This is a genomic window from Micromonospora sp. WMMD734 (genome assembly GCF_049178975.1).
GTDB classification, from domain to species: Bacteria; Actinomycetota; Actinomycetes; order Mycobacteriales; family Micromonosporaceae; genus Micromonospora; species Micromonospora wenchangensis.
In genome coordinates, this window is record NZ_JBMHMK010000001.1 from 6,217,021 (window position 1) to 6,242,362 (window position 25,342).

The 25,342-nt window shown below is 73.6% G+C and carries 24 protein-coding genes and 2 pseudogenes; 19 read left to right on the forward strand and 7 right to left on the reverse strand.

What is annotated here, in order from left to right; all coding sequences use genetic code 11:
• Positions 1 to 43 precede the first annotated feature (43 nt).
• From lysS to ACN267_RS26980, 3 genes are all read left to right on the forward strand, one after another.
• Positions 44 to 1,552, forward strand: coding sequence for a lysine--tRNA ligase (gene lysS, locus ACN267_RS26970; protein ID WP_204957473.1), 1,509 nt, complete (start codon positions 44 to 46; stop codon positions 1,550 to 1,552).
• 113 nt (positions 1,553 to 1,665) lie between these two features.
• Positions 1,666 to 2,010: a histone-like nucleoid-structuring protein Lsr2 gene (locus tag ACN267_RS26975; RefSeq protein ID WP_168222573.1), complete on the forward strand. Its 345-nt coding sequence runs from the start codon at positions 1,666 to 1,668 to the stop codon at positions 2,008 to 2,010.
• 429 nt (positions 2,011 to 2,439) lie between these two features.
• Entirely contained in the window at positions 2,440 to 4,965 is a 2,526-nt protein-coding gene (locus ACN267_RS26980) for an ATP-dependent Clp protease ATP-binding subunit (protein ID WP_088647575.1), read from the forward strand.
• A gap of 203 nt (positions 4,966 to 5,168) precedes the next feature.
• Here ACN267_RS26980 and ACN267_RS26985 read toward each other — a convergent pair whose 3' ends face one another.
• Entirely contained in the window at positions 5,169 to 6,074 is a 906-nt protein-coding gene (locus ACN267_RS26985) for an A/G-specific adenine glycosylase (RefSeq protein ID WP_281902355.1), read from the reverse strand.
• 96 nt (positions 6,075 to 6,170) lie between these two features.
• Between ACN267_RS26985 and ACN267_RS26990 the strand changes: the two genes are divergently transcribed.
• The 3 genes from ACN267_RS26990 to ACN267_RS27000 all read left to right on the forward strand — a co-directional run bounded on the left by ACN267_RS26990 (position 6,171) and on the right by ACN267_RS27000 (position 8,182).
• A complete protein-coding gene (locus ACN267_RS26990; RefSeq protein WP_421489945.1) occupies positions 6,171 to 6,683 on the forward strand; it encodes a glycine cleavage system protein R in 513 nt (170 codons plus the stop codon).
• Between the two features lie 55 nt (positions 6,684 to 6,738).
• Positions 6,739 to 7,302 carry a peptide deformylase gene (locus tag ACN267_RS26995; RefSeq protein WP_204957476.1) on the forward strand — a complete coding sequence of 188 codons (564 nt, stop codon included), beginning with the start codon at positions 6,739 to 6,741 and terminating at the stop codon, positions 7,300 to 7,302.
• 148 nt (positions 7,303 to 7,450) lie between these two features.
• Positions 7,451 to 8,182, forward strand: coding sequence for a hypothetical protein (locus tag ACN267_RS27000; RefSeq protein WP_421490510.1), 732 nt, complete (start codon positions 7,451 to 7,453; stop codon positions 8,180 to 8,182).
• A gap of 11 nt (positions 8,183 to 8,193) precedes the next feature.
• Here the strand turns inward: ACN267_RS27000 and disA are convergent, their stop codons facing one another.
• From disA to ACN267_RS27020, 4 genes are all read right to left on the reverse strand, one after another.
• Positions 8,194 to 9,375 (reverse strand): DNA integrity scanning diadenylate cyclase DisA, encoded by a 1,182-nt coding sequence (gene disA / locus ACN267_RS27005; protein ID WP_204957478.1) that lies wholly within the window; start codon positions 9,373 to 9,375, stop codon positions 8,194 to 8,196.
• Positions 9,376 to 9,516: 141 nt separating this feature from the next.
• Entirely contained in the window at positions 9,517 to 10,968 is a 1,452-nt protein-coding gene (gene radA, locus ACN267_RS27010) for a DNA repair protein RadA (protein ID WP_204957479.1), read from the reverse strand.
• Between the two features lie 92 nt (positions 10,969 to 11,060).
• Positions 11,061 to 11,858, reverse strand: a complete 798-nt coding sequence (locus ACN267_RS27015; RefSeq protein WP_421489946.1) for a hypothetical protein — start codon at positions 11,856 to 11,858, stop codon at positions 11,061 to 11,063.
• A gap of 142 nt (positions 11,859 to 12,000) precedes the next feature.
• Positions 12,001 to 12,840 carry a UbiA family prenyltransferase gene (locus ACN267_RS27020; RefSeq protein WP_421489947.1) on the reverse strand — a complete coding sequence of 280 codons (840 nt, stop codon included), beginning with the start codon at positions 12,838 to 12,840 and terminating at the stop codon, positions 12,001 to 12,003.
• Positions 12,841 to 12,886: 46 nt separating this feature from the next.
• On the opposite strand from ACN267_RS27020, the gene ACN267_RS27025 reads away from it, so the two are divergent.
• The 4 genes from ACN267_RS27025 to ACN267_RS27040 all read left to right on the forward strand — a co-directional run bounded on the left by ACN267_RS27025 (position 12,887) and on the right by ACN267_RS27040 (position 16,756).
• Entirely contained in the window at positions 12,887 to 13,645 is a 759-nt protein-coding gene (locus ACN267_RS27025; protein WP_421489948.1) for a methyltransferase domain-containing protein, read from the forward strand.
• A gap of 44 nt (positions 13,646 to 13,689) precedes the next feature.
• Positions 13,690 to 14,856: an acyl-CoA dehydrogenase family protein gene (locus ACN267_RS27030; protein ID WP_421489949.1), complete on the forward strand. Its 1,167-nt coding sequence runs from the start codon at positions 13,690 to 13,692 to the stop codon at positions 14,854 to 14,856.
• 58 nt (positions 14,857 to 14,914) lie between these two features.
• Positions 14,915 to 15,976, forward strand: a complete 1,062-nt coding sequence (locus ACN267_RS27035; protein ID WP_421489950.1) for a type III polyketide synthase — start codon at positions 14,915 to 14,917, stop codon at positions 15,974 to 15,976.
• A 216-nt stretch (positions 15,977 to 16,192) separates the two neighbouring features.
• Positions 16,193 to 16,756 (forward strand): hypothetical protein, encoded by a 564-nt coding sequence (locus ACN267_RS27040; RefSeq protein WP_204957485.1) that lies wholly within the window; start codon positions 16,193 to 16,195, stop codon positions 16,754 to 16,756.
• 9 nt (positions 16,757 to 16,765) lie between these two features.
• On the opposite strand, the gene ACN267_RS27045 is transcribed toward ACN267_RS27040, so the two are convergent.
• A complete protein-coding gene (locus ACN267_RS27045; protein ID WP_204957486.1) occupies positions 16,766 to 17,497 on the reverse strand; it encodes a hypothetical protein in 732 nt (243 codons plus the stop codon).
• A gap of 328 nt (positions 17,498 to 17,825) precedes the next feature.
• On the opposite strand from ACN267_RS27045, the gene ACN267_RS27050 reads away from it, so the two are divergent.
• From ACN267_RS27050 to ACN267_RS27070, 5 genes and pseudogenes are all read left to right on the forward strand, one after another.
• Positions 17,826 to 18,311, forward strand: a complete 486-nt coding sequence (locus tag ACN267_RS27050; RefSeq protein WP_007073334.1) for a CarD family transcriptional regulator — start codon at positions 17,826 to 17,828, stop codon at positions 18,309 to 18,311.
• A gap of 54 nt (positions 18,312 to 18,365) precedes the next feature.
• The gene (gene ispD / locus ACN267_RS27055; RefSeq protein ID WP_204957487.1) at positions 18,366 to 19,061 is read left to right on the forward strand and encodes a 2-C-methyl-D-erythritol 4-phosphate cytidylyltransferase; all 696 of its coding nucleotides are present in this window, start codon (positions 18,366 to 18,368) and stop codon (positions 19,059 to 19,061) included.
• Positions 19,062 to 19,077: 16 nt separating this feature from the next.
• On the forward strand, positions 19,078 to 19,560 hold the full coding sequence (gene ispF, locus ACN267_RS27060; RefSeq protein WP_088643252.1) for a 2-C-methyl-D-erythritol 2,4-cyclodiphosphate synthase: 483 nt from the start codon (positions 19,078 to 19,080) through the stop codon (positions 19,558 to 19,560).
• 7 nt (positions 19,561 to 19,567) lie between these two features.
• Positions 19,568 to 19,765 (forward strand): annotated as a pseudogene (locus tag ACN267_RS27065) (tetratricopeptide repeat protein); the annotation flags it as partial.
• 315 nt (positions 19,766 to 20,080) lie between these two features.
• Positions 20,081 to 20,929 (forward strand): annotated as a pseudogene (locus ACN267_RS27070) (hypothetical protein); the annotation flags it as partial.
• A 16-nt stretch (positions 20,930 to 20,945) separates the two neighbouring features.
• Here the strand turns inward: ACN267_RS27070 and ACN267_RS27075 are convergent.
• A complete protein-coding gene (locus ACN267_RS27075; RefSeq protein ID WP_204957488.1) occupies positions 20,946 to 22,130 on the reverse strand; it encodes a homogentisate 1,2-dioxygenase in 1,185 nt (394 codons plus the stop codon).
• Between the two features lie 95 nt (positions 22,131 to 22,225).
• Here ACN267_RS27075 and ACN267_RS27080 point away from each other — a divergent pair, with 95 nt between their 5' ends.
• From ACN267_RS27080 to ACN267_RS27095, 4 genes are all read left to right on the forward strand, one after another.
• Positions 22,226 to 23,098, forward strand: coding sequence for a hypothetical protein (locus tag ACN267_RS27080; protein WP_204957489.1), 873 nt, complete (start codon positions 22,226 to 22,228; stop codon positions 23,096 to 23,098).
• Positions 23,095 to 24,291: a fumarylacetoacetase gene (gene fahA / locus ACN267_RS27085; RefSeq protein WP_421489951.1), complete on the forward strand. Its 1,197-nt coding sequence runs from the start codon at positions 23,095 to 23,097 to the stop codon at positions 24,289 to 24,291. The genes ACN267_RS27080 and fahA overlap by 4 nt, the downstream gene beginning before the upstream one ends.
• A gap of 154 nt (positions 24,292 to 24,445) precedes the next feature.
• A complete protein-coding gene (locus tag ACN267_RS27090; protein ID WP_204957491.1) occupies positions 24,446 to 24,655 on the forward strand; it encodes a DUF397 domain-containing protein in 210 nt (69 codons plus the stop codon).
• 108 nt (positions 24,656 to 24,763) lie between these two features.
• Positions 24,764 to 25,246: an SRPBCC family protein gene (locus ACN267_RS27095; RefSeq protein WP_281902394.1), complete on the forward strand. Its 483-nt coding sequence runs from the start codon at positions 24,764 to 24,766 to the stop codon at positions 25,244 to 25,246.
• Positions 25,247 to 25,342: the final 96 nt, after the last annotated feature.

Here is a 25,342-nt window from a genome sequence, read left to right on the forward strand (position 1 = left end):
TGGGCTGACCCCGCCGAAACTCCCGTAGCCGAGGAAGCGTGCCGTGACCGAGCAGAACGCCGTGCCAGTGGACCCCGCCGACGACCTTCCCGAGCAGATGAAGGTCCGCCGGGAGAAGCGGGACCGGATGCTCGCCGAGGGCGTCGAGCCGTACCCCGTCGGTTTTCCCCGGACCAGCACCCTGGCCGAGGTGCGCGAGCGGTACGCCGAGCTGCCCACCGACACCGCGACCGGGGACCGGGCCTCGGTCACCGGCCGGGTGATCTTCGTACGGAACACCGGCAAGCTCTGTTTCGCGACCCTGCGCGACGGTGACGGCACCGAGTTGCAGGCGATGCTCTCCCTGGACCGGGTCGGCGCGGAGCGGCTGGAGGACTGGAAGCGCCTGGTCGACCTGGGTGACCACGTCGGGGTCACCGGCGAGGTGATCACCAGCCGGCGCGGTGAGCTGTCGGTGCTCGCCGACGAGTGGGCGGTGACCGCCAAGGCGTTGCGTCCGCTGCCGGTGGCGCACAAGCCGCTGAGCGAGGAGGCCCGGGTCCGGCAGCGTTACGTGGACCTGATCGTCCGCCCGCAGGCCCGCCAGATGGTCCGGACCCGGGCCGCGGCGGTGCGCAGCCTGCGTGACTCGTTGCACGGTCAGGGATTCATCGAGGTCGAGACGCCGATGCTCCAGTTGCTGCACGGCGGCGCGGCGGCCCGCCCATTCGTGACCCACAGCAATGCACTCGGTACTGATCTGTATCTGCGAATCGCGCCGGAACTGTTTCTCAAGCGCGCCGTGGTCGGCGGGGTCGACCGGGTGTTCGAGATCAACCGCAACTTCCGCAATGAGGGAGTCGACTCGTCGCACTCGCCGGAGTTCGCGATGCTGGAGACCTACCAGGCGTACGGCGACTACGACACGATGGCCGAGTTGACCCGTAATCTCGTGCAGCAGGCGGCGGTGGCGGTCAGCGGCTCGACGACGGTGACGCACGCCGACGGGCGCGAGTTCGACCTGGGCGGGCAGTGGCGCTCAGTGACCCTCTTCGGGGTGCTTTCCGAGGCGCTCGGCGAGGAGGTCACGGTCCGCACCGACCGGGCCCGCCTGGTGGAGTACGCCGACAAGGTGGGGCTCGCGGTCGACCCGAAGTGGGGTCCGGGCAAGCTGGCCGAGGAGCTGTTCGAGGAACTGGTGGTGCCGGGCCTCCAGGCGCCGACCTTCGTGCGGGACTACCCCGAGGAGACCAGCCCGCTGACCCGGGCCCACCGCAGCGAGCCGGGCCTGGCCGAGAAGTGGGACCTCTACGTGCTCGGCTTCGAGCTGGGCACCGCGTATTCGGAGCTGGTCGACCCGGTGGTGCAGCGGGAACGCCTGGTCACGCAGGCGCAGCTGGCCGCCCGGGGCGACGACGAGGCCATGCGGCTGGACGAGGACTTTCTCCGGGCCATGGAGTACGGAATGCCGCCCGCCGGGGGTATGGGAATGGGAATCGACCGGCTCTTGATGGCGCTGACCGGCCTGGGAATTCGGGAAACCATCCTCTTCCCGTTGGTCCGCGCCGAGTAGCTCCCCGGTGGGACCTTTGCCGGGTCGTTACAGCGACCTATTGACGTGGCAAGCATCGGGCGGGTTATCGTGCTCCTATTGCAGGAGCACCCTGCTCGAAAGGAATGTGGGACGTGGCCAAGCAGATCATTCACAAGCTGGTCGATGACCTGGACGGCGGGGACGCGGACGAGACCGTCAAGTTCGCCCTCGACGGTGTTCAGTACGAGATCGACCTGTCGAACTCCAACGCCGACAAATTGCGGGATGTTTTCGCGCCGTACGTGGCCGCCGGTACCCGGGTCGGTCGCGGCGGTGTGGTCGTGGGTGGCCGGGCTGCCCGGGGCCGGGGCGGGGCGACCGCCGACCGCGAACAGAACAAGGCGATCCGGTCCTGGGCCAAGAAGAACGGCAAGGACATCTCCGACCGGGGTCGCATCCCGCAGGAGATCGTCGACGAGTACCACGCGACCCGCTGAGCGTCAGCGGCGAACCGACGCCGGGCCGGAGCACGTCTCCGGGCCGGCGTCGCCGTCTGCGGACGGGCCGGCGGGACCGGGCGGCGACCGCCGGGCCGGGCGGGAAGTTCTCCGGCCCCGGGGGCGTTGTCCACAGCCGGTGGAGACTTCGTCCACAGCCTGTGGACGACCCACGGGGCCCGGGGAGGGCGTTTGCACCCCGGGCGAATTTCGCTCTGCGCGTACAGCCTGGGGTGCCGGAACACCTCCTGAGCGCGGATGGTTGGTCAAAACGACGTCGGAACGGCTCGGTACGAGGAGACACGACCTCAGCGGAGTCGGTCAGCGGCGATAGAGTAAGGAGGCACGGACGCCCGTCCCGGACGTCCGAGCACCGGCCCCGCCAAGATCTCGCAGTCGAGGCGCACGGCACGTGAGGAGCACGAGGGCATGTTCGAGCGGTTCACCGACCGAGCGCGACGGGTTGTCGTCCTGGCCCAAGAAGAGGCCCGGATGCTCAACCACAACTACATCGGTACGGAGCACATCCTGCTGGGCCTGATCCACGAGGGTGAGGGTGTGGCGGCCAAGGCCCTGGAGAGCCTCGGCATCTCCCTGGAGGGCGTCCGTCAGCAGGTCGAGGAGATCATCGGCCAGGGCCAGCAGGCGCCGAGCGGGCACATCCCGTTCACGCCCCGGGCCAAGAAGGTGCTGGAGCTGTCCCTGCGCGAGGCGCTACAGCTCGGCCACAACTACATCGGCACCGAGCACATCCTGCTCGGGCTGATCCGCGAGGGCGAGGGCGTCGCCGCCCAGGTGCTGGTGAAGCTGGGCGCCGACCTCAACCGGGTCCGCCAGCAGGTGATCCAGCTCCTCTCCGGCTACCAGGGCAAGGAGCCGGCCGCCGCCGGCACCGCGCCGGGTGAGGCCGCGCCGTCGACCAGCCTCGTGCTGGACCAGTTCGGCCGCAACCTGACCCAGGCGGCCCGCGAGGGCAAGCTCGACCCGGTGATCGGGCGCGAGAAGGAGATCGAGCGGGTCATGCAGGTGCTGTCCCGCCGCACCAAGAACAACCCGGTCCTGATCGGTGAGCCAGGCGTCGGCAAGACCGCCGTGGTGGAGGGCCTGTCCCAGAAGATCATCAAGGGCGAGGTGCCCGAGACGCTCAAGGACAAGCAGCTCTACACCCTCGACCTCGGTGCCCTGGTCGCCGGCTCCCGCTACCGGGGTGACTTCGAGGAGCGCCTCAAGAAGGTGCTCAAGGAGATCCGCACCCGCGGCGACATCATCCTGTTCATCGACGAGATCCACACCCTGGTCGGTGCGGGTGCCGCCGAGGGCGCGATCGACGCGGCGAGCATCCTCAAGCCGATGCTGGCCCGTGGCGAGCTCCAGACCATCGGTGCGACCACCCTCGACGAGTACCGCAAGCACCTGGAGAAGGACGCCGCGCTGGAGCGCCGTTTCCAGCCGATCCAGGTGGGTGAGCCGTCGCTGGCCCACACCATCGAGATCCTCAAGGGCCTGCGCGACCGCTACGAGGCGCACCACCGGGTGAGCATCACCGACGCCGCCCTCGTGGCCGCCGCGACGCTTGCCGACCGGTACATCTCCGACCGCTTCCTGCCCGACAAGGCGATCGACCTGATCGACGAGGCCGGGGCCCGGATGCGTATCCGCCGGATGACCGCGCCGCCAGACCTGCGTGACTTCGACGAGCGGATCGCCCAGGTGCGCCGCGACAAGGAGTCCGCGATCGACGCGCAGGACTTCGAGCGGGCCGCCCAGCTGCGCGACAAGGAGAAGCAGCTCCTTGGCCAGAAGGCGCAGCGGGAGAAGGAGTGGAAGGCCGGTGACCTGGACGTCGTCAGCGAGGTCGACGACGAGCAGATCGCCGAGGTCCTGGGCAACTGGACCGGCATCCCCGTCTACAAGCTGACCGAGGAGGAGACCTCCCGGCTGCTGCGGATGGAAGACGAGCTGCACAAGCGCGTCATCGGCCAGGAAGACGCGGTCAAGGCGGTCTCGAAGGCGATCCGGCGTACCCGGGCCGGCCTGAAGGACCCGAAGCGGCCGTCCGGCTCGTTCATCTTCGCCGGCCCGTCCGGTGTGGGTAAGACCGAGCTGTCCAAGGCGCTCGCCGAGTTCCTGTTCGGCAGCGAGGACGCGCTGATTCAGCTGGACATGTCCGAGTTCCACGACCGCTACACGGTGTCTCGCCTGGTCGGTGCCCCTCCCGGTTACGTCGGTTACGACGAGGGTGGCCAGCTGACCGAGAAGGTCCGTCGTCGTCCGTTCTCGGTGGTGCTTTTCGACGAGATCGAGAAGGCCCACCCGGACGTGTTCAACACGCTGCTCCAGATCCTGGAGGACGGCCGGTTGACCGACGGTCAGGGTCGGATCGTGGACTTCAAGAACACGGTCATCATCCTGACCACCAACCTGGGCACCCGGGACGTCGCCAAGGCGGTGTCGTTGGGCTTCCAGCAGTCGGAGGACTCCGAGTCCACCTACGACCGGATGAAGCAGAAGGTCAACGACGAGCTGAAGCAGCACTTCCGGCCCGAGTTCCTCAACCGGATCGACGACACCATCGTCTTCCACCAGCTGCGTCAGAACGAGATCCTCTCGATCGTGGACATCATGATCCAGCGGATCGAGGGCCAGCTCCGCAACAAGGACATGGGTCTGGAGCTGACCGACAACGCCAAGAAGTACCTGTCCAAGAAGGGCTTCGACCCGGTGTTGGGTGCCCGTCCGCTGCGTCGGACGATCCAGCGCGACATCGAGGACAACCTCTCCGAGCGGATCCTGTTCAACGAGCTGACCCCCGGTCAGATCGTGGTGGTGGACTGCGAGGGCGACCCGGAGGACATCGACAAGTCGAAGCTGGTCTTCCACGGCTCCGACCGTCCGGCCGCAGTGCCGGACGCCGTCCCGGCCGACCTGGGTGGCGCCGCCACCACGGGCGAGTAGGCCCCGACGGGCCGGTAGGACATCGAGCACGAGGGCGGCGGCCCGGTGGCGTGAGCCACCGGGCCGCCGCCCTTTCCGCCTACCACCGGTCTTCCTCGGTGCACGCGGAGCCGCAGTCGCTGGTGACGGGCCGTGCGGGGCCTGCCCGGAGCGGGGGCGCGGTCAGCCGGGAAGCGGCCAGGCCGGCTGTTCCGGGGTCCGGGTCAGCCGGGAAGCGGCTGGGTGGCGGGGCCGTCCCCGATGAGCCGGAAGTGGTCCTCGCCGACCGGCTCCACCATGCCGTCCTTGACCAGCGCGGCGAGTGCCCTGGCCCGCTGCACGTCGTCGTGCCACACCTGGTCGAGCCGCTGGTGCGGCACCGGGCCGATGGCGTCCCGGAGCACCCCGAGCAGCAGCCCGCGTACCTGACGGTCGGTGCCGGCGTACCGCTGGATCTTGCGGGTCGGACCGGCGGGTGCCACCTGGCCGGAGGCCCGCCAGGCGCAGATCGACTCGACCGGGCAACCCGTGCAGCGCGGCGAGCGGGCGGTGCAGACGATCGCCCCGAGTTCCATGAAGGCGGCGCTGGCCAGCGCGGCGGCGGCCGGCTCCACCGGCAGCAGCTCCGCACAGGCGACCAGGTCGGCCGGGGTGGTGGCCGGGCCGGCATCCGGTGCACCGGCGACGGCCCGGGAGACGACCCGCCTGACGTTCGTGTCGACCACCGGGTGCCGCTGGCCGTAGGCGAACGCGGCGACCGCCCGCGCGGTGTACGTCCCGATGCCGGGCAGCGCCAGCAACTGGTCCAGCTGGTCGGGCACCCGCCCGCCGTGGCGTTCCACGATCGCCACCGCGCACTCGTGCAGTCGTACCGCGCGGCGGGGGTAGCCGAGCCGACCCCACATCCGGATCGCCTCGGCCGGGGTGTCGGCGGCGAGGGCGGCGGGATCGGGCCAGCGGGCCAGCCAGGAGTGCCAGGCGGGCAGCACACGTACCACCGGGGTCTGCTGGAGCATGACCTCGCTGACCAGGATCGGCCAGGCCCCGATGCCGGGCACCCGCCAGGGCAGGTCGCGGGCGTTCTGCTCGTACCACCGGCTGACCAGGGTGGTGAAGGTGGGTTCAGTCATCGCGCCGATGATGATGTCACGCGATGCCTTCCCGCTGGTTGGGCGGGCCGGGCGGGGCGTCGCCGGGTCGCCGGGCGGATCGGGCAGAATGCCCGGATGAGCGAGCTCGCGATCACCGTCATCGGTCGGGACCGGCCCGGCATCGTGGCCGACGTCGCCGAGGTGCTCGCCGGGCTCGGCGCGAACCTCACCGACTCCACGATGACCCGGCTCCGTGGTCACTTCGCGATGACCCTGATCTGTGTCGGCCCCGCCGCCGCCGAGGTCGAGGCCGCCCTGACCCCGCTGGCCGCCGACGGTCAACTTCTGGCCACCGTACGCGTGGTCACCCCGGACGGTACGGCGACGGCGGCGGGTGAACCGTACGTGCTGGCGGTGCACGGCGCGGACCGGATGGGCATTGTCGCGGCGATGACCAGGGTGATCGCCGAGGCGGGTGGCAACGTGACGGATCTGAGCACCCGGCTGGCCGGCACGCTCTACGTGGTGGTGGCCGAGGTGGATCTGCCTGCCGGCCGCGCCGACGAGCTGGCCGGCCGGCTCTCCCGAACGGCCGCCGACCTGGGGGTCGGGGTCTCCCTGCGCCCCGCCGACCCGGACCTCCTGTGAGCGCGAGGAGTGAGCCGGGGTTGCGAGCCCCGCAGTCGCGAACGGAGGCGAACCCGTGAGCGCGGAACCGTACCTCGGGCTGGGCGGCTGGACCCCGGCGGACCTGGGCGTGCCGGGGGAGGTGCGCCGGGTGGTCTGCGCCCCCGAGGCGGTGCTGAGCCGGCCGGGGCCGCAGGTGGATCCGACCGCCGAGGAGACCGTCCGGCTCGCCGCCGACCTGGTCGCCACGATGCGGGTGTCGCCCGGCTGTGTGGGGTTGGCGGCGCCGCAGGTGGGGGTGGGGGCGCAGGTGTTCGCGGTGGACGTGACCGGGCATGCCAAGGCGGTGACGGTGCACGGCACCTTCGTGCTCTGCAACGCCCGGGTGGTCGAGGCGAGCCGCTGGAAGCCGGGTCGGGAGGGCTGCATGTCGGTGCCCGACCTGACCGGTGACGTGAAGCGGGCCAGCCGGTTGGTGGTGGAGGGGGCGCTGCCGGGCAGTGGCACGCCGGTCCGGCTGGTCACCGACGGGTTCGAGGCGCGTGCCCTGCAACACGAGATCGACCACTGCGCCGGGCTGCTCTTCCTCGACCGGGTGGCTGGCGCGCACGCGGTCTACCAACGCAAGGTCTACCTGTGACCCGGCCGGTCGCCGCTCCGGTGGGGCCGGTTCCCGCTGCAGCGGGCCGGCCGACTGTCGTCAGTGGAACGTGGTTCGCCGCCCGGTGGCCGATACCCGGCGAGTCGTGGCCGGTCCACGTGCGCTGCGCCGCTACGGTGGGGGCATCATGCGTCTGACGGTCGGTCCCCTGCCTTCCGCCGTGTACTGGCGGCGTCGCGCCGTCGTACTCGGAGCGGGGCTTCTGCTCCTGGTTGTTCTGCTCTACTCGTGTGCCCGATCGGGGGACACCGGCGCCACACCGGGCGCCGGGGCCTCGTCGTCGGCTCCCGCCGCGGGCGCGGCCACACCGACGGCCGCCTCGCCGCCCGCCGGGTCCGCATCCCCGTCGGGTGGTTCCGATGCGGCGGGCCCGCCCGCCGGGCCGACCGCCGACCCGGACACGAGCAGCGCCCCGACCGCCGATCCGCCCGCCCCGCCTGTCAACCCGGCCCGGGTCGACGACGGCACCTGCACCGACAGTGAGATCGTGGTGACCCCGGTGGCGCTGCCTGCCGAGGTGAGCAGCGGTGCCCCGGTCGATCTCAGCCTCAAGGTCAGGAACAAGTCCCAGCGGACCTGTAACCGGGACGTCGGCGCGGACGCCCAGGAGTTGTTCATCAAGTCCGGCGCGGAGAAGGTCTGGTCGTCGGACACCTGCGGCACCGGCCGGGGTTCCGACGTGCAGACGTTCACCCCCGGCTTCGAGCGCTCCTACCAGCTCACCTGGAACGGCATGGACGCCAGCCGGTGCAAGCAGGGGGTGGCCGCAGGCCCCAACCCGCCGGCCGGCAACTACCAGGTCTTCGCCCGGGTGGGCACCAAGCTGAGCGAGCCGGTCAAGCTGGTCGTCACCGGCTGACCGGCCCCCGGTCAGACGTAACGTTCCAGGATGGACGCCTCGGCCAGCCGGGACAGCCCTTCGCGGACGCCCCGGGCGCGTGCGTCACCGACGCCCTCGACGGCCTGGAGGTCCTCCACGGTCGCCCCGAGCAGCCGCTGGAGGCTGCCGAAGTGCAGCACCAGCCGGTCGACGATGGACACCGGCAGCCGCGGCACCTTGGCCAGCAGCCGGAACCCGCGCGGGCTGACCGCCGCGTCGAGCGCGTCGGAGGCGGCCGGGTAGCCGATCGCCTTGGCGACCGCGACCAGGTCGATCAGCTCGGTCGCACCGAGCAGGTCCAACTCGACCAGCGCCTCGTCGAGGGTGCGCGACTTGCGGCCGGTGGGCAGGTAGTCCCGGATGACCAGGGTACGGTCGGCGTCGACACCGGCCATCAGCTCGTCGAGTTGCAGGGCGAGCAGGCGACCGTCGGTGCCCAGCTCGACCACGTACCCGGCGATCTCGTCGGCGATCCGCCTGACCATCTCCAGCCGCTGCACCACGGCGACCGCGTCGCGGACGGTGACCAGATCCTCGATCTCCAGCGCGGACAGCGTGCCGGAGACCTCGTCGAGGCGGAGCTTGTAACGCTCCAGGGTGGCCAGGGCCTGGTTGGCCCGGGAGAGGATCGCCGCCGAGTCGTCGAGCACGTGCCGCTGCCCGTTGACGTAGAGGCTGATGATCCGCATCGACTGGCTGACCGAGATGACCGGGTAGCCGGTCTGCCGGGCCACCCGCTCGGCGGTACGGTGCCGGGTGCCGGACTCCTCGGTCGGGATGGACGGGTCGGGCATCAGGTGCACCCCGGCCTGCACGATCCGGGTGCCGTCGCTGGAGAGCACCACCGCGCCGTCCATCTTGCACAGTTCACGGACCCGGGTCGCGGAGAACTCGACGTCCATCGGGAAGCCGCCGGTGCAGATCCCGTCGACGACCTTGTCGTAGCCGAGGACTATCAGTGCGCCCGTCCGGCCGCGCAGGATGCGTTCGAGCCCGTCGCGCAACGCGGTGCCGGGTGCCATCAGGGCGAGGTTGGCCCGCAGCGGGTCACCGGCGTTGCCGGTGGCCCCGGCCACGCTCACGCTGATCGGACGGGTGGGCGAGCCCACGGCGGCGGCGCGGGTGTGGGGCGTCGCGCCGGCAGGCTTGGCGGCGTCGCGGTCGGTCGGCACGGGCACAGTCTACGGACTGCCCTGCGGTGGGTGCTCCCGTGGTTACTGTGATGTGTCACGGCGTCGTCTTCCTCCACCTGCCGGACCTGCCGGACGTTGACCGGTATGGGCCGACCGGTACCCCGCCGTCGCCACCCTCGGTCACTCCGCGGATGCGCGGGCGACCGCCTGGAGCGCCGACCGGACGTCCGTGACCTCGGTCACCCGCATGTTCTCCGGGCCGGCGCCGGTGCTTTCCGGGCCGCAGCCGGGCGGCACCAGCGCCATCCGGAAGCCGAGCCGGGCCGCCTCGGCGAGCCGGCGGGGGACCGCGCCGACCCGGCGCACCTCGCCGGTCAGCCCGACCTCGCCGATCGCCACCAGGTGCGGCGCGATGGCCAGGTTGAGCCCGCCGGAGGCGACCGCCAGCGCGACCGCGAGATCGGCGGCCGGCTCGACCACCCGGATGCCGCCGACGGTGGCTGCGAAGACCTCCCGGTCGTGCAGGGTCAGCCGTTCGGTACGGCGTTGCAGCACCGCCAGCACCATGGCCAGCCGGGCCCCGTCGAGCCCCGAGACGGTACGCCGGGGCGACCCGGCCACCGTCGCGCCGATCAGCGCCTGCACCTCGGTCAACAGCGCCCGCCGCCCCTCCATCGCCACGGTGACGCAGGTGCCCGGGACCGGCTCGGAGTAGCGGGTGAGGAAGAGCCCGGACGGGTCGGCCAGGCTGCTGATGCCCCCCTCGTGCATCTCGAAGCAGCCGACCTCGTCGGCCGCGCCGAACCGGTTCTTGATTCCCCGGACCATCCGCAGCGAGGAGTGCTTGTCCCCCTCGAAGTGCAGCACCACGTCGACCAGGTGTTCCAGCACCCGGGGGCCGGCGACCTGACCGTCCTTGGTGACGTGACCGACCAGCACGGTGGCGATGCCGCGCTCCTTGGCGACCGCGACCAGGGCGGCGGTGACGGCCCGGACCTGGGTGACCCCGCCCTGCACCCCCTCGGTGCCGGTGGTGGAGATGGTCTGCACCGAGTCGAGGACGAGCAGGCCCGGCTTGACCGCGTCGAGGTGCCCGAGCACGGCGCTCAGGTCGCTCTCGGCGGCCAGCCAGAGCTGTTCGTGCAGGGCACCCATCCGCTCGGCGCGCAACCGGACCTGGCTGACCGACTCCTCGCCGCTGACCACCAGCGACGGGCTGCCGGCGCTGGCCGCCCACTGCTGCGCCACGTCGAGCAGCAGGGTGGACTTGCCGACCCCCGGCTCACCGGCCAGCAGGACCACCGCGCCGGGGACCAGGCCGCCGCCGAGGACCCGGTCGAGTTCGCTGACCCCGGTGGGGCGGGCCCGGGCCGGCGCGGCGCTGATCGTGGCGATCGGCCGGGCCGGCTCGGCCGGCATCCGGGAGCTGACCACCCGGCCGGAGACGACCGGCCCGGTGACGGTGGACTCGACCACCGAACCCCACTCGCCGCACTCCGGGCACCGCCCGACCCACTTGGGTGGCTGGTGGCCGCAGGCGTCGCACTCGTAGGCGGGGCGGGGCTCGCGGGCGGCCCGGCCCCGGGAGGTGCCGGCACCGCTGCGGGCGGGGGTCGATCGGGAGGTGGTCACCCCAGGACGCTAACCCCCACCGGTGACGAAAACACCGCCGGCGTGGTGGTCACCACGCCGGCGGTGTCGTCGGTGTCTGCGGGCCGGCCGGGTCAGCCGCCGTGGCCGGAGGTGCCCTCCTGGCCGCTCTCCTCGCCACCCTCGCGGTGCACGATCGGGGAGGGGCGGGCGGCCGGGCTCAGCGGCACGCCGACCGGGACCGGGGTGCTGACGGTACGGCCGTCGCCGAAGTCGAAGGTCAGGTTGACCTGCTGGCCGGTGCGCAACGCCTCGTTGAGCCCGATGAGCTGGAGGTGCTGGCCGTTCTGCACGTTGAGCTGTACGTAACCGAGCGCCGGGATCTCGATCCGGGCCGGCTGACCGGCCGGCGCGGACGGGCCGGCCGACGGCGAGGCCCCCTCGGACGGCGAGGCCCCCTCGGACGGCGACGCCCCCTCGGACGGCGAGGCCCCCTCAGATGGGGAGGCCCCCTCGGCCGGGGAGGCGCTGCCCGACGGCGACGGGCTCTCGGACGGCGACGCGCTCTCGGAGGGGGAGGCGGAGCCGGAGGGGCTGGCCGAGCCGGCGGCCCCGGTGAGCACGATCTGCCGGGCGCTGTCGGTGGTGACGGTGACGGTGACCGGGTCCCGGGTGTCGTTGTAGATCACGGCGTTGAGCGCGGCGTTCGCCCCGGCGGTGAGACCGTCCTCGCCCGGGTAGGCGACGTAGAGACCACGCACCTTGTAGGCGTTGTCCGACGTCTGGACGTTGACCCCCTGGACCGACGGCTGCTTGTTGGCGGTCTCGGACACCTGGCCCGCCCCGCAGCCCGTCGCCAGCAGGGCGGTCGCCCCCGCCAGGCCGGACAGCAGCAGGGTGGCCCGCCGGGAACCCCTGATCGAGCGCGTCACGTCGGTCCTCCTCGTCACGATCCCCACCCGGTGCGTGCCCCGGGCGTGGGGTGGTCATACCCGCGCAGACCGCGCTCCAGGGTAGTTGGGGCTGATCGAGGGCCGCACACGGACCCGGTGCCGCCACCCGGGCGGGTGCCGGTCAGACCACCCGACCGCTCGCCACCAGCAGCAGCACATCGATCAGGGCCACCACCAGCACCGCCCGGAAGGCCGCCACCGAGCGGCCGTCGCCCCGGGCGGTGGCGCGGCCCGCGTACCAGCCGGCGGCCGGCACCGCGACGGCCGCCGCGACCGCCGACCAGCCGACCCACGACGGCGGACCGGGTGGCCCGAGGACCAGGGCGACGGTGGCGGCGAGCAGCAGCCCGGCGGCGGCCAGCCGGCTGCCGGTGGCACCGAGGCGGTGCGGCAGCCCGCGCACCCCGGTCCGGGCGTCGTCGGCCAGGTCGGGCAGCACGTTGGCGAAGTGCGCCCCCGCGCCCAGGCAGGCCGCCGCGACGACCAGCCAGACCGGCGGCGCGGGCGCCCCCGGCAGGGCGAGCACCACGAAGGCGGGCAACGAGCCGAAGGAGACCGCGTACGGCAGCACCGAGACCAAGGTGGACTTCAGCGGCCAGTCGTAGAGCAGCGCCGAGACCAGGCCGACGGTGTAGCAGAGCGCGGCGACCGGGGTGGTGGTCAGCGCCAGCAGCGGGGTGGCGACCGCGGCCAGCGCGGCGGCCACCACCACCGTCCGGCGGCCCACCGCCCCGGCGGCGACCGGCTTGTCGGTACGCCCCACCGTGGCGTCCCGCCCGGCGTCCACCGCGTCGTTGGCCCAGCCGACGGCGAGCTGGCTGGACAGCACGGTGAGCACCACGGCGACCGTCCCGGCCGGACGGTGCCCAACCGCGACGGCGAGCAGCCCGGCCACCGTGGTCACGGCCAGGCCCGGTTCCGGATGACTCGCCTTGACCAGCCCTAACACCGTCCGCCACATAAGGGAAGTCTGGTCGTTACCGGCCGGTCGTGCCACGCTCGGTGCCATGGGTGACGGTCCGGTGTCCAACGGTGTAGGCGCGCTGCCCCCCAACGACCTCCGCCAGTACGACGATCTGGCCGGCGAGTGGTGGCGGCCCGACGGCGCGTTCGCGATGCTGCACTGGCTGGCCCGGGCCCGCGCCGCCCTGGTGCCGCCGGCGACCCGGCCCGGCGCGCTCCTGGTCGACCTGGGCTGCGGTGCCGGACTGATGGCGCCGCACCTGGCCGGCAAGGGTTACCGGCACGTCGGGGTGGACCTCACCCGGTCGGCGTTGGAGCAGGCGGCGGCGCACGGCGTCAGCACGCTGGTCGGTGACGCCACGGCGGTGCCGCTCGCCGACGGATGCGCCGACGTGGTGGCGGCCGGCGAGGTGCTGGAGCACGTGCCGGACTGGCGGGCGGCGGTCGCCCAGGCGTGCCGGCTGCTGCGTCCCGGCGGGCTGCTCGTGCTGGACACCCTCAACGACACGCTGCTGGCCCGGCTGGTCGCGGTGGAACTGGGCGAACGGCTGCCCACCGTGCCCCGGGGCATCCACGACCCACGGTTGTTCGTGGACGACCGGGAGTTGGTGGCCGAGTGCGGCAGACACGGCGTCGCCCTGCGGGTGCGCGGTGTCCGGCCGGGGCTGCGGGCGACGCTGGGCTGGCTGGCGCGGCGTACCCGTGGGGGTGCCGCCCGCGACGTGTCGCACGCCGGGCCCACGATCCGGCCGACCTGGTCGACGGCGGTGCTCTACCAGGGCCGGGGGGTCCGGCACGGGTAGCCGCCCCGGTTCGGGGTACCAGGAACACCCAGGAAGGGGACCGCATGACTGTGGACGCACCGGCGGTGGCCCGTCGGTTGGCACCGAGGTTCGCCGCCCGGGCCGCCGGGCACGACCGGGACGGCACGTTCCCGGTCGACGACTTCGCCGACCTGCGGGAGTCCGGGCTCTTCGGGCTGATGGTCCCGGCCGGGCTGGGGGGCGCGGAAGCCTCCTTCGCCGGGTACGCGGCGGTCGCCACCGAGCTGGCCCGGGGCAACGGCGCGACCGCGCTGGTGTTCAACATGCACGCCTCGGTCACCGGCGCGCTCGGTGCGGTCACCGAGGAACTGGCCGAGGCGCTGGGCGTACCGGACGAGGCGCTGGCCGCCCGGGACCGGCTGCTGCGCGCGGCGGCCGAGGGTGCCTGGTACGCGGTGGCGATGAGCGAACGCGGGGCGGGGGCGCGGCTGTCCCGGCTCAGCACGGTCTACGAGCCGGTCGACGGCGGTTGGCGGATCAAGGGGAGCAAGACCTTCTGCTCCGGTGCCGGGCACGCCGACGGCTATCTGGTGGCCGCCCGCAGCGCCGCCGACCCGTCGGTGGTCTCCCAGTTCCTGGTGCCCGCCGGGGACGGGGTGAGCGTGGAACCGACCTGGGACGCCCTGGGCATGCGGGCCACCTCGTCGCACGACCTGCACCTGGACGTGACGGTTCCGGCGGACCGGCTGCTCGGTGGGGTGGAGGGGCTGGCCCTGGTGGTCGCCCAGCTCATGCCGCACTGGCTGGTGGCCAGCTACGCCGCCGTCTACGTGGGGGTGGCCCGGGCGGCGGTGGACGCCGCCGCCGAGCACCTCACCGCGCGGGACCTCGGCGGACTGCCGGCGGTGCGGGCCCGGCTCGGCCGGGCGGACGCGGCGGTGGCGGCGGCGCAGCTGGTGGTGGCCGAGGCGGCCCGCCGGGTCGACGACGCCCCCGGCGACGCGGAGACCAACCGGTGGGTGTGGCGGGCCAAACTGCTCGCCGGCACCACGGCGGCTGAGGTGGCGGCGTCCATGCTGGAGGCGGCCGGCACCTCGGCGACCCGCCGGGGGCATCCGTTGGAACGGCTCTACCGGGACGCCCGCTGCGGCTCGCTGCACCCGGCGACCTCGGACGTGTGCGCCGACTGGCTCGGGGTGGCGGTGCTCGGGGGTGACCCGGACCGCGACGGAACGGCCCCTCGTTGGTGAGGGTGACGGGGGTCGGGGCGACCGCCGGACGGGCAGTGTCGACGAGAGGTGGGGACGGATGGCCGTGCCGTTGATCGCGGGGCTGGGGGCGGCACACCCGTCCGGCGCCGCCCAGGACGAGCTGTGGGCGGGCTACTTCGCGAAGCACTTCTCGGGTCCGACCCGGGCGCTGGCCGAGCGGATCTTCGCCAACTCGGGGGTGTCCCACCGGCAGGCGGCGGTCAACCCGCTGTTGGAGGACGTCTCCGACTGGCCTACCGACCGGCGGATGCGGCGCTACCAGGTGGAGGCGCTGCCGCTGGGCAAGGAGGCCATCGGTCGGGCGTTGACCGCCGCCGGGCTCGCGGCGAGTGACCTGGGGCTGTTCGTGGTCTGCTCCTGCACCGGTTACGCCACCCCCGGGCTGGACATCCTCCTCGCCCGGGACCTGGGCATGGCCCCGGACTGCCAGCGGATGTTCGTCGGGCACATGGGCTGTTACGCGGCCCTGCCCGGCCTGGGCGCGGCTGGTGACTTCGTGACCGCGCGGGGCCGGCCGGCGCTGTTGCTCTGTGCCGAGCTGACCAGCCTGCACATCCAGCCGTCCTCGGCCCGGATGGACACCCAGCAGATCATCTCGCACGCCCTCTTCTCCGACGCCGCGGTCGCCGCCGTGCTGGTCCCCGGGACCGACACCACCGGCCGGGGGTACGCGCTGCGCGAGGTCGCCTCGGTCACCGACACCTCCACCGCCGACCACATGACCTGGGACGTCACCGACACCGGCTTCCGGATGGGTCTGTCGCCGAAGGTGCCGCAGGTGCTCTCGGCGCACGTCCGGGGGCTGGTGGACGGCCTGCTGGCCCGGCACGGCACGACGGTCGCCGAGGTGGACGGCTGGGCGGTGCACCCGGGTGGTCCGCGCATCCTCAACGTGGTGGAGCGGGAACTGGCCCTGCCCGACGGCGCGCTGGCGGCCTCCCGGGCGGTCCTCGACGCGCACGGCAACTGCTCGTCGCCCACGGTGCTGCTGATCCTGGACCGGCTGCTGCGGGCGGCGGTACCGCCCCGGTGGATCGTGCTGCTCGCCTTCGGCCCGGGACTGACCCTCTACGCCGCCCTCCTCGAACGCCGCTCCTGAGCCACCCGCCACCGCACCCGGGCCGGCCCGGTCCGCCGCGGACCCGGCCCGGTCCGGCCCGCTTCGGACCCGGTCCGGCCCGGTCCGGAATCTGGCCGGCCCGGACCCGTCGCCGGCCGGTCGGGAACGCTCGGAGTGAGGTAGATGACCTGGTCAGGGCCGGTGGGGTCGGCGCTGCGCCAAGCGCCGCCGCCGGCTGCTGGTTACCCTCGCCGGGTGGGGATCGAGCGGGGCGGCGGTGATCGGCTGCGCGGTGCGGTACTGGCCGGCGTGGCCCTGCTCGCCCTGGTCGGGGGCGGCTGGTGGTGGTCGGCCACCGCCCCGGTGGTCGACCCGGCCGGCTCGGCGGCGACGGTGTCGCCGCAGGCGTCGGTCGGTGCGGAGGCCACCAGGCGGGTGGTGGTGATCGACGCCCGCACCGGGCGGCTGCTGGGCGCGACCGAGCTGCCCGGGACCTCCGGTGACCCGGACGTGGGGCTGCCGACGTTCACCGACACCACCTGGCGGGAGCGGATGACCCTGGTGTCCGGCCGGGCGCCGGTACGCCGGGAGTCGGCCCCGGACGGCGCACGGCACCTCTTCCAGTACCGCTGCTCGGGCGACGGGACGCTGCTGGTCTCGGTGCTGCACGACGATCCGCCGCAGCACCGGCGGACGGCCTGCGACGGCGAACTGGTCGCCTGGGAGCTGCACGGTCCGGACGGGGGCACCCGGTTGGAGTTCTCGGTGGTCGGGCCGGGCTCGGTCGAGCTGGAGGCGCAGGTCGTCGCCCTGCCCTGAGTGGCCCGGTCAGCCGGCGAGCCGGATCAGGTCGCCCCGGTAGTCGGCGGCGGCACCCAGCTCGGGTAGCACCCGGACGACCGTGCCGGCCCGGTCCACCAGCAGCGCCGGGGCGGCACCGGCCTGGGCGGGCAGGTGCACCGCGGCACGTAGCTCGCCGGCGGGGTCGGCGAGGGCGCGGACCGGCCCGCCGACCGGTGGCGCGGGGGTGACCTCCCGGCCGGCGGCGACGCTGACCACCTGCACCCCGTCGGGGGCGGCACCGGCGGCGGCGGCGACCTGCTCGGCGCAGGTACAGCCGTCGACCAGGATGATCATGGCGGGCAGCAGGCCGCGCAGCGGTACCGGCCGCTGGTCGACGTCGACCAGGTCCAGCGCGGGCAGCGACCGTCCGACCAGCGGCGTCGGCGTGCCCGCCTGCGGCAGGACGGTGGGTCGTTCGGTGCCCCGCGACGACCGGGGCCAGGTGACGGTGACCAGCCCGACGGCGGTGGCGAGCACCGCCACCAGGAGCATCAGCAGGGGCAGCCCGAGCGGTGGCCGCCCGTCGGGGCGGGCGGTCAACCCCAGCCGGCGACGCCACCGGCCGGACCGGGCCTGGCGGCGCAGTTCGCGGCGGAGTTGGGCGGCCTCGTCGGCGAGCGCGGACGCGTCGTCCGGCACCACCACCCGACCCCACTCCGGTGGCAGGTCGGGCAGCCCGTCGGTCGGACCGTTTCCCTCGGCGTCGGGCATGCCCATCGGACCCCCCGGTAAGCGGTGCGGCGAGCGGTGTGCGGTACCCCTCCAGCCTCCCGCACGGACCCTCCTGCCGCTAGACCTGGGCGGCCGGGACGCCGCCGGGCTACCATGGGAGGAGCGCACAGCTGGAGAAATCCGCGCTCCGATCACCCGTACCGGGTTGTCATCCGCTGCTCACGGAGCGTGTTTGAACCACTGGTTTGGCCGCCTGTCAAGCCGAAGCAACGCCTCTCACAGGGCCCCTGAGCTGCGCCAACGGTCAGGACGGCAGCGGGACATTGGTGCCTGAGCGTGTTACCCTAGACACAGCGAAAGGGGTTTCGAACCTATGGTTTTCAGCGTCGGCGAGACCGTTGTTTACCCCCACCACGGGGCCGCACTCATCGAGGCAATCGAGACTCGGGTCATCAAGGGCGAACCCAAGCAGTACCTCGTCCTGAGGGTCGCGCAGGGTGACCTGACGGTCCGGGTGCCGGCCGAGAACGCCGAGATCGTGGGTGTGCGTGAGGTGGTCGGCGAAGAGGGCCTGGGAAAGGTCTTCGACGTGCTCCGTGCACCGCACACCGAAGAGCCGACCAACTGGTCGCGGCGTTACAAGGCGAATCTGGAGAAGCTGGCCTCCGGCAACCCGCTGAAGGTCGCCGAGGTCGTCCGCGACCTGTGGCGTCGGGAGCGGGAGCGGGGCCTGTCCGCGGGCGAGAAGCGCATGCTCGCCAAGGCCCGCGACATTCTCGTCGGCGAGGTCGCGCTGGCCGAGAAGAGCACCAAGGACGAGGCGGAGACGCTGCTCGACAAGGTCCTCACCGAGGCCTGATCCCACCGCATCGTCGTACCCACCCCGCAGCGAAGAATTCCCGAGGACCGCGACGTGACCGCGCAGCTCAATCCGCGCGGTGACGTCGCGGTCCTCGTTCCTGCGGCCGGTGCCGGGGTACGGCTCGGGCCGGGCGGCCCCAAGGCGCTGCGGCTCCTCGGCGGCGAACCCCTACTGGTGCACGTGGTACGCCGGATCGCCGCCGCCCCGTCGGTGCACACCGTCGTCGTCGCCGCCCCGGCCGCCGAGGCCGACGCCGTCCGGCAGCTACTGACCCCGGTCGCCCCGGTCCTGGTGGTGGCGGGTGGTGCCGAACGTCAGGCGTCGGTGGCGAACGCGCTGGCGGCGGTGCCACCCGGCCCCGACATCGTGCTGGTGCACGACGCGGCGCGGGCGCTCACCCCGCCCGCGCTCGTCGAGGCGGTGGCGGCAGCCGTCCGGGCCGGCCACGACGCGGTGATCCCGGTGCTCCCCGTCAGCGACACGATCAAGCGGGTGGACGCTGCCGGCGTCGTCCTCGCCACCGTCGACAGGTCCGCCCTGCGGGCCGTGCAGACCCCGCAGGGTTTCCGCCGGGGGGTGCTCGCCGCCGCGCACGCCGCCGCCGGTGACCCGCTCACCGACGACGCCGGCCTGGTCGAGCAGCAGGGGGTGCCGGTGTTCTGCGTCCCCGGCTCGGAGTACGCGCTCAAAGTCACCCGCCCGTTCGACCTGACCCTGGCCGAGCACCTGCTGGCCGCCGGGCACTGACGCGTACCCTCGATTCATGATCGTTCCCAGGGTCGCCGTCGGCACCGACATCCACGCCTTCGCTGCCGGCCGGCCATGCTGGCTGGCCGGCCTGCACTGGCCGGGCGAGGACGGTCTGGCCGGGCACTCCGACGCCGACGTGGTCGCCCACGCCGCCTGCAACGCGCTGCTCTCCGCCGCCGGGCTCGGTGATCTCGGGGCGAACTTCGGGGTGGACCAGCCGGAGTGGGCCGCCGCCTCCGGGGTCACGCTGCTCACCGAGTCGGCCCGCCGGGTCCGCGCCGCCGGGTACGCGATCGGCAACGTCTCGGTGCAGGTCGTCGGCAACCGGCCCCGGATCGGGCCGCGTCGCGACGAGGCGCAGCAGGTGCTCTCCGCGGCGGTCGGCGCACCGGTCACCGTCACCGCCGCCACCAGCGACGGCCTCGGCTTCACCGGGCGGGGCGAGGGCCTCGCCGGCATCGCGGTGGCCCTGGTCTACGACGCGTCGGCCGGGTAGGGCCGCGATGACCGACGACGAGTCGCCGCTGGACGGCTACCGGCAGCGGGCCGGGCTCCTGGCCGAGCTGGGCCGCCACGACGAGGCCACCGAGGAGTTGGGCTTCGCGCTCGCCCTGGCCCCCACCGACCCGACCGCGTTGACGCTGCTGGCCCGGCTGCACCTGGCCGCCGGCCGCCCCGCTGAGGCACTCGCCGCCGCCGACGCGGCGATCGCCCCACCCCGCCCCGACACCCCACCGCTCCCCGCACCGCCGCACCCGCCTGTGCCCCGGGGGCCCGCCGTGCTCCCGGGGCCAGCCGTGCTCCCGGGGCCCGCCGTGCCGCCGGGGCCGGCTGCGCCCTCGGGCCCGGTTGACCGGGCAGGTGGGCCGGTGCCGGCCGGATCATGGGCGACGCCGGGACAGGCGGGCCCTCCGACGTCGCCCGACCCGTCCGGGTCGTCGCCGGACCGGCCCGCACCGCCGGTCGGCTCCGACCAGCCGGATGCACCCTCGTTCCCCGGTCCGGCCGGTGCACCCGCCCCCGCCGGTCCGGCCGGAGGAGCCGGCGCGCCCGGGGAGGCCGGGGCGAGGGTGCCGACCGCCGCGCTGGTCGTCCGGGCGATCGCCCTCGCCGACCTGGGGGAGTACGCCGAGTCGGCGCGTACCGCCGATCGGATCCTGGTGGCCGGGCCGGGTGACGCGTACGCCCAGCGGAGCGCCGCGGCGATCCTGGCCGAGGCGCGCAACGGCCAGCCGGCGCTGAACGCGGCCTGGCGCGGGGTGGAGCTGGCCCCCGACGAGCCGCAGGCGCATCTGGTGCTGGCCCTGGTCGCCGGCCGGCTGGAGTTGTTCGACCTGGCCGAGCGGGCCTACCGGGAGGCGTTGCGGCTCGATCCGGAGCTGGCCGAGGCGCGGCACGACCCGGGGGTGCTGCGGTTGGAGCGGCGGCGCTGGGTGCTGGCGCTGGAACAGGTGGCCGCGTTGGCGCCGGTGCAGCCGGCGCGGGCCGAGAAGCTGCCGCTCTGGGCCGGGCTGCGCCGGCTCGTCCTGATCGGCAGCGGCTGGTCGCTGGTGGCCAGCCTGCTGCTCGCGTTCCTGGCTGCCGGCGGCGCGGGGGCGAGTCGGGTGGTGGCGGTGCTGGCGGCGGCCGGTGGTGCGCTGCTGGCCTGGCGGTTGTCCCGGCGGGTGCCCGAGCTGGGCCGGGTGGTCCTGCCGGCGCTGCGCCGGGAGGACCGGGCGTTGGCGTTCGCCGTGTACGCCGTCCCGGCCGGCCCGGCCCTGCTGCTGCTGTTCGCCCTGGTGGGCAGCCCGTGGCCGCTGGTGCTCGCGATCGCCGTCGCGGTGCCGTCGACGCTGATCGCCGCCACCCGCGCGGGCGTCTCCTAGCCTCCAGGGCCCGGGGTCAGGGCTGGCGGTTCCAGGTCCAGGCGTAGCCCGGGTCCTCGCACTCGACGGCGGCGTCGCAGAGGTCGAGGGGGCGGAAGGTGTCGACCATGACGGCCAGTTCGTCGAAGAAGTCGACGCCGATCGAGCGTTCCGCCGCGCCGGGCTGCGGGCCGTGGGTGAAGCCGGACGGGTGCAGCGAGATCGAGCCCTGCCCGATGCCGGAGCCGCGCCGGGCCTCGTAGTTGCCGCCGGTGTAGAAGAGCATCTCGTCGGAGTCGACGTTGTGGTGGTGGTACGGCACCGGGATGGCGTCCGGGTGGTAGTCGACCTTGCGGGGCACGAACGAGCAGATCACGAAGTTGGGGCCCTGGAAGGTCTGGTGCACCGGTGGCGGCTGGTGCAGGCGGCCGGTGATCGGCTCGAAGTCGTGGATGGAGAACGCCCACGGGTACTGGTGGCCGTCCCAGCCGACCACGTCGAACGGGTGGTGGGCGTAGACGTGCCGGGTCCAGGCGGTGCCGGTGGCCGTCCGGGCGCGGTGGCGGACCAGCACCTCGACGTCGGTGCCGTCGACCAGCAGCGGCGTGTCCGGCCCCCGGACGTCCCGCTCGCAGTAGGGGGAGTGTTCGAGGAACTGGCCGCGTACCGACAGGTAGCGCTTGGGTGGGCCGATGTGCCCGGTGGCCTCGATGGTGAGCAGCCGGACCGGGGTGTCGCCGGTGGGGACCAGCCGGTGGACCGTCGAGGTGGGGACGACCACGTAGTCGCCGGCGACCAGGTCGAGCGCGCCGAAGGTGGACTCCAGGCGCAGGGTGCCCGCCTCGACGTAGAGGCACTCGTCGCCGGTGGCGTTGCGGTAGAGCGGGGACGGCCGGTCGGCCAGCACGTACCCGATCCGGACGTCGTCGTTGGCGAGCAGGTGACGCCGGCCGAGCACCGGGTCGGCACCCGCGCCGTCGAGCTTGTGGGTCTGTAGGTGGCGCGGCTTGAGCGGGTGGTTCGGCAGCCGGGTGTACCCGGGCGGGGTGAACTCTTCGGCGGCGACGATCGCGGTCGGCGGGTGCCGGTGGTAGAGCAGGGACGAGTCGGCGGAGAAGCCCTCCTGACCCATCAGCTCCTCGGTGTAGAGGCTGCCGTCGGGCTGGCGGAACTGGGTGTGCCGCTTGCGGGGCACCTCGCCGACGCTGCGGTAGTACGGCATGTCGCCTCCCGTATTGTCCCGATATCCGGCCGGTGGTGTCCGTTAATCGGACGTCGCTGTCCGTTCCTTGACAGCGTCCCGTAGATTCTTGTCTCGTGTCAACGCAGGTCCCCCGCCTCCTCGCCGGACTCGTCGACGACGCCGCCGTCTTCCCGCCCGGCAGCGCGACGCTGCCCGACGCGGTCGCGGCACACCGTGAACACCGCGCCTCCTGGTACGCCGACCTGGTCGGCCCGCTGCTGGTGCCCGCCTCCGCCGTCGACGCGTTGACCGGCCTGACCGACCCGGCGGAGGACTTCGTGGTCGGGTTGATCGGCGACACCGGTCCCGCCCGGCTGCCCGCCGCGCTGGGCCGCCTCGACGCCGCCGGCCTCGTGGTCCGGCAGGTCGAGGTGGCGGTCGCCCGACGTGGCGAGGACCCGCAGCCCGGTCTGGCCGAGCTGCTCCGGCTCGCCGCGGCGGACCCCGGTCGGGAGCCGGCCGTGCACTGGTACGCCGAACTGCCGCTGACCTTCGGGCTGACCGCCGCGCTGGACACCCTCGCCGAGGCCCGCGCGACCGGCCTGCCGATCGCCGCGAAGTTCCGCACCGGCGGACTGGCCGCCGAACTGTTCCCCACCCCCGTCGAGCTGGCCGCGGTGATCTGCGCCTGCCGGGACCGGGCGCTGCCGTTCAAGCTGACCGCCGGGCTGCACCACGCGCTGCGCCAGATCGACCCGGAGACCGGCTTCACCCACCACGGGTTCGGCAACGTGCTGGCCGCCACCCTCGCCGCCGCCGACGACGCCGAGGTGGACGCCGTGGCCGCGCTGCTCGCCGACACCGACCCGCTGCGGGTGGTCGAGCCGGCCCGGTCGGCCCGCGACACCGACCGTCCGCTGTGGATCGGGTTCGGCTCGTGCAGCGTGCGGGAACCACTGACCGATCTGATCCGGCTGGGGCTGGTGAACGGGGGATTCGACAGATGAGCTGGGTGACGGGCGCGGACGGCTCGCCGTACGGGGTGACCAACCTGCCGTACGGGGTGTTCCGGCACGACGGGCGGCCACCCCGGATCGGCGTACGCGTCGCCGACCTGGTGTTCGACCTGACCGGAGCCGAGGAGGCCGGGCTGGTCCTCGCCGCCGGGGCGTTGCGTCGGCCCACCCTCAACGACTTCATGGCGCTGGGCCGCCCGCAGTGGACCTCGGTCCGGCAGCGCCTCGTCGAACTGCTCACCGACCCGGCGCACCGGCCCGCCGTCGAGCCGCTGCTGCTGCCACTGGCCGAGGTCGAGCTGCTGCTGCCGTTCGAGGTGGCCGACTACGTCGACTTCTACTCCTCCGAGCACCACGCCGGCAACGTCGGGCAGATCTTCCGCCCCGGCCAGCCGCCGCTGCTGCCGAACTGGAAGCACCTGCCGATCGGCTACCACGGCCGGGCCGGCACGGTGGTGGTCTCCGGCACCCCGGTCGTCCGCCCGAGCGGGCAGCGCGCCACCGGCGAGGGCCCCACCGTCGGCCCGTCGGTACGCCTCGACATCGAGGCCGAGGTGGGCTTCGTGGTCGGCGTGCCGAGCGCGCTCGGCGACCGGGTGCCCACCGGCGACTTCACCGACCACGTCTTCGGGGTGGTGCTGGTCAACGACTGGTCGGCCCGGGACATCCAGGCGTGGGAGTACCAGCCGCTCGGGCCGTTCCTCGGCAAGTCCTTCGCCACCTCCGTCTCGGCCTGGGTGACCCCGCTGGACGCCCTGGCCGACGCGTTCGTGCCCGCCCCGCGGCAGGACCCGCCGGTGCAGGACTACCTGCGCCAGACCCCGCACCTGGGCCTCGACCTGCGGCTTTCGGTGGAGTGGAACGGTGAGCGGGTCACCGAGCCGCCGTTCGCCGGCATGTACTGGACCCCCGCCCAACAGTTGGCCCACCTGACCGTCAACGGCGCGTCCCTGCGGACCGGCGATCTGTACGCCTCGGGCACGGTCTCCGGCCCCGAACGCGGCCAGGTGGGCTCGTTCCTGGAACTGACCTGGGGCGGGGCCGAACCGGTCACCGTCGGTGGGGACACCCGCACCTTCCTCGCCGACGGCGACACCGTCACCCTGCGGGCCACCGCGCCCGGCCCGGACGACTCCACCATCGCGCTCGGCGAGGTCACCGGGCGCATCCTGCCCGCCCGCTGAACCGACGTCGGACGGTCGCACCCGCTGTCCGACCGTCAGGCGCTCCTGCCGCGTTTCTCCCACCGGATTCCGCCGTACGCCCCGCGCCGCCGTCTCCCGTCGGCGGCGCGGGGCGCGTCGGCGTGGCACGTCCCAGTGGAGAGGAGGTACGAGCATGAACGATCTCGTCGGCGCGGTGTGGCGCACCAGTAGCCGCTCGAACGACCAGGGGCTCTGTGTGGAGGTGGCGGACAACCTCGTCCGCACCCGGGCCGTGGTCGGGGTACGCGACTCCAAGGACCCGTCGGGCCCGGCCCTGGTCATCGGCCCACCGGGTTGGACGGCGTTCGTCGACGCCGTCCGGCAGGGGGCCTTCCGCCCCTGACCGGCCCCGTCACCGGCGTCCCACCCGGGACGCCGGTGACGGAAATTTCACCGTACGGCCCCCCGCCGGTCGCTCACCCGCCGTACGGTGGACGACACGGGAGGTGCCATGTCGACGGTCGCGGTCACCGCTGTCATCGAGGCGTCGGCCGTCGACGTGTGGGAACTCCTGACCGACCTGCCCGTCCGGGTCGACTGGCTCTGCACGGTCAGCGCCGCCGAGTTGCTCACCCCGGGGCCGTTCGGGCCGGGCACCGCCTGGCGGGACACCCGTACCCGCCCGGACGGCGGTGACCAGGTGGAGGAGTTCCTGGTGCTGGCCGCCGAGCCACCGCACCGGCTGGTGCTCGCCTCCCCGGGCAGCGGGGTGGACTACCGGATCACCTGGACCCTGCGCGCCGTGCACCGTCGCCGCCGCGCCTGCACCGCCGTCACCGTCGAACACCGGGCCCTGCCGACCACCCCGTACGGGCGGGTGATGGCGCTGCTCTTCGGCGGCCTGGCCGCCCGGACGGTCGAGGGCGCGATCCGGCACGACCTGACCGCGCTGGCCGCCACCGTGCGCAGCACCGGCCGGGCCACCGCCGCCTGATCCGCGTCCGGACACCGGCGGCCCGACTTCCTTCGCGCGACGCGACGCGACCTGACCGGTCCCCAGGAGGGATGCCTGGGTAGGGTGCCGGGCGGA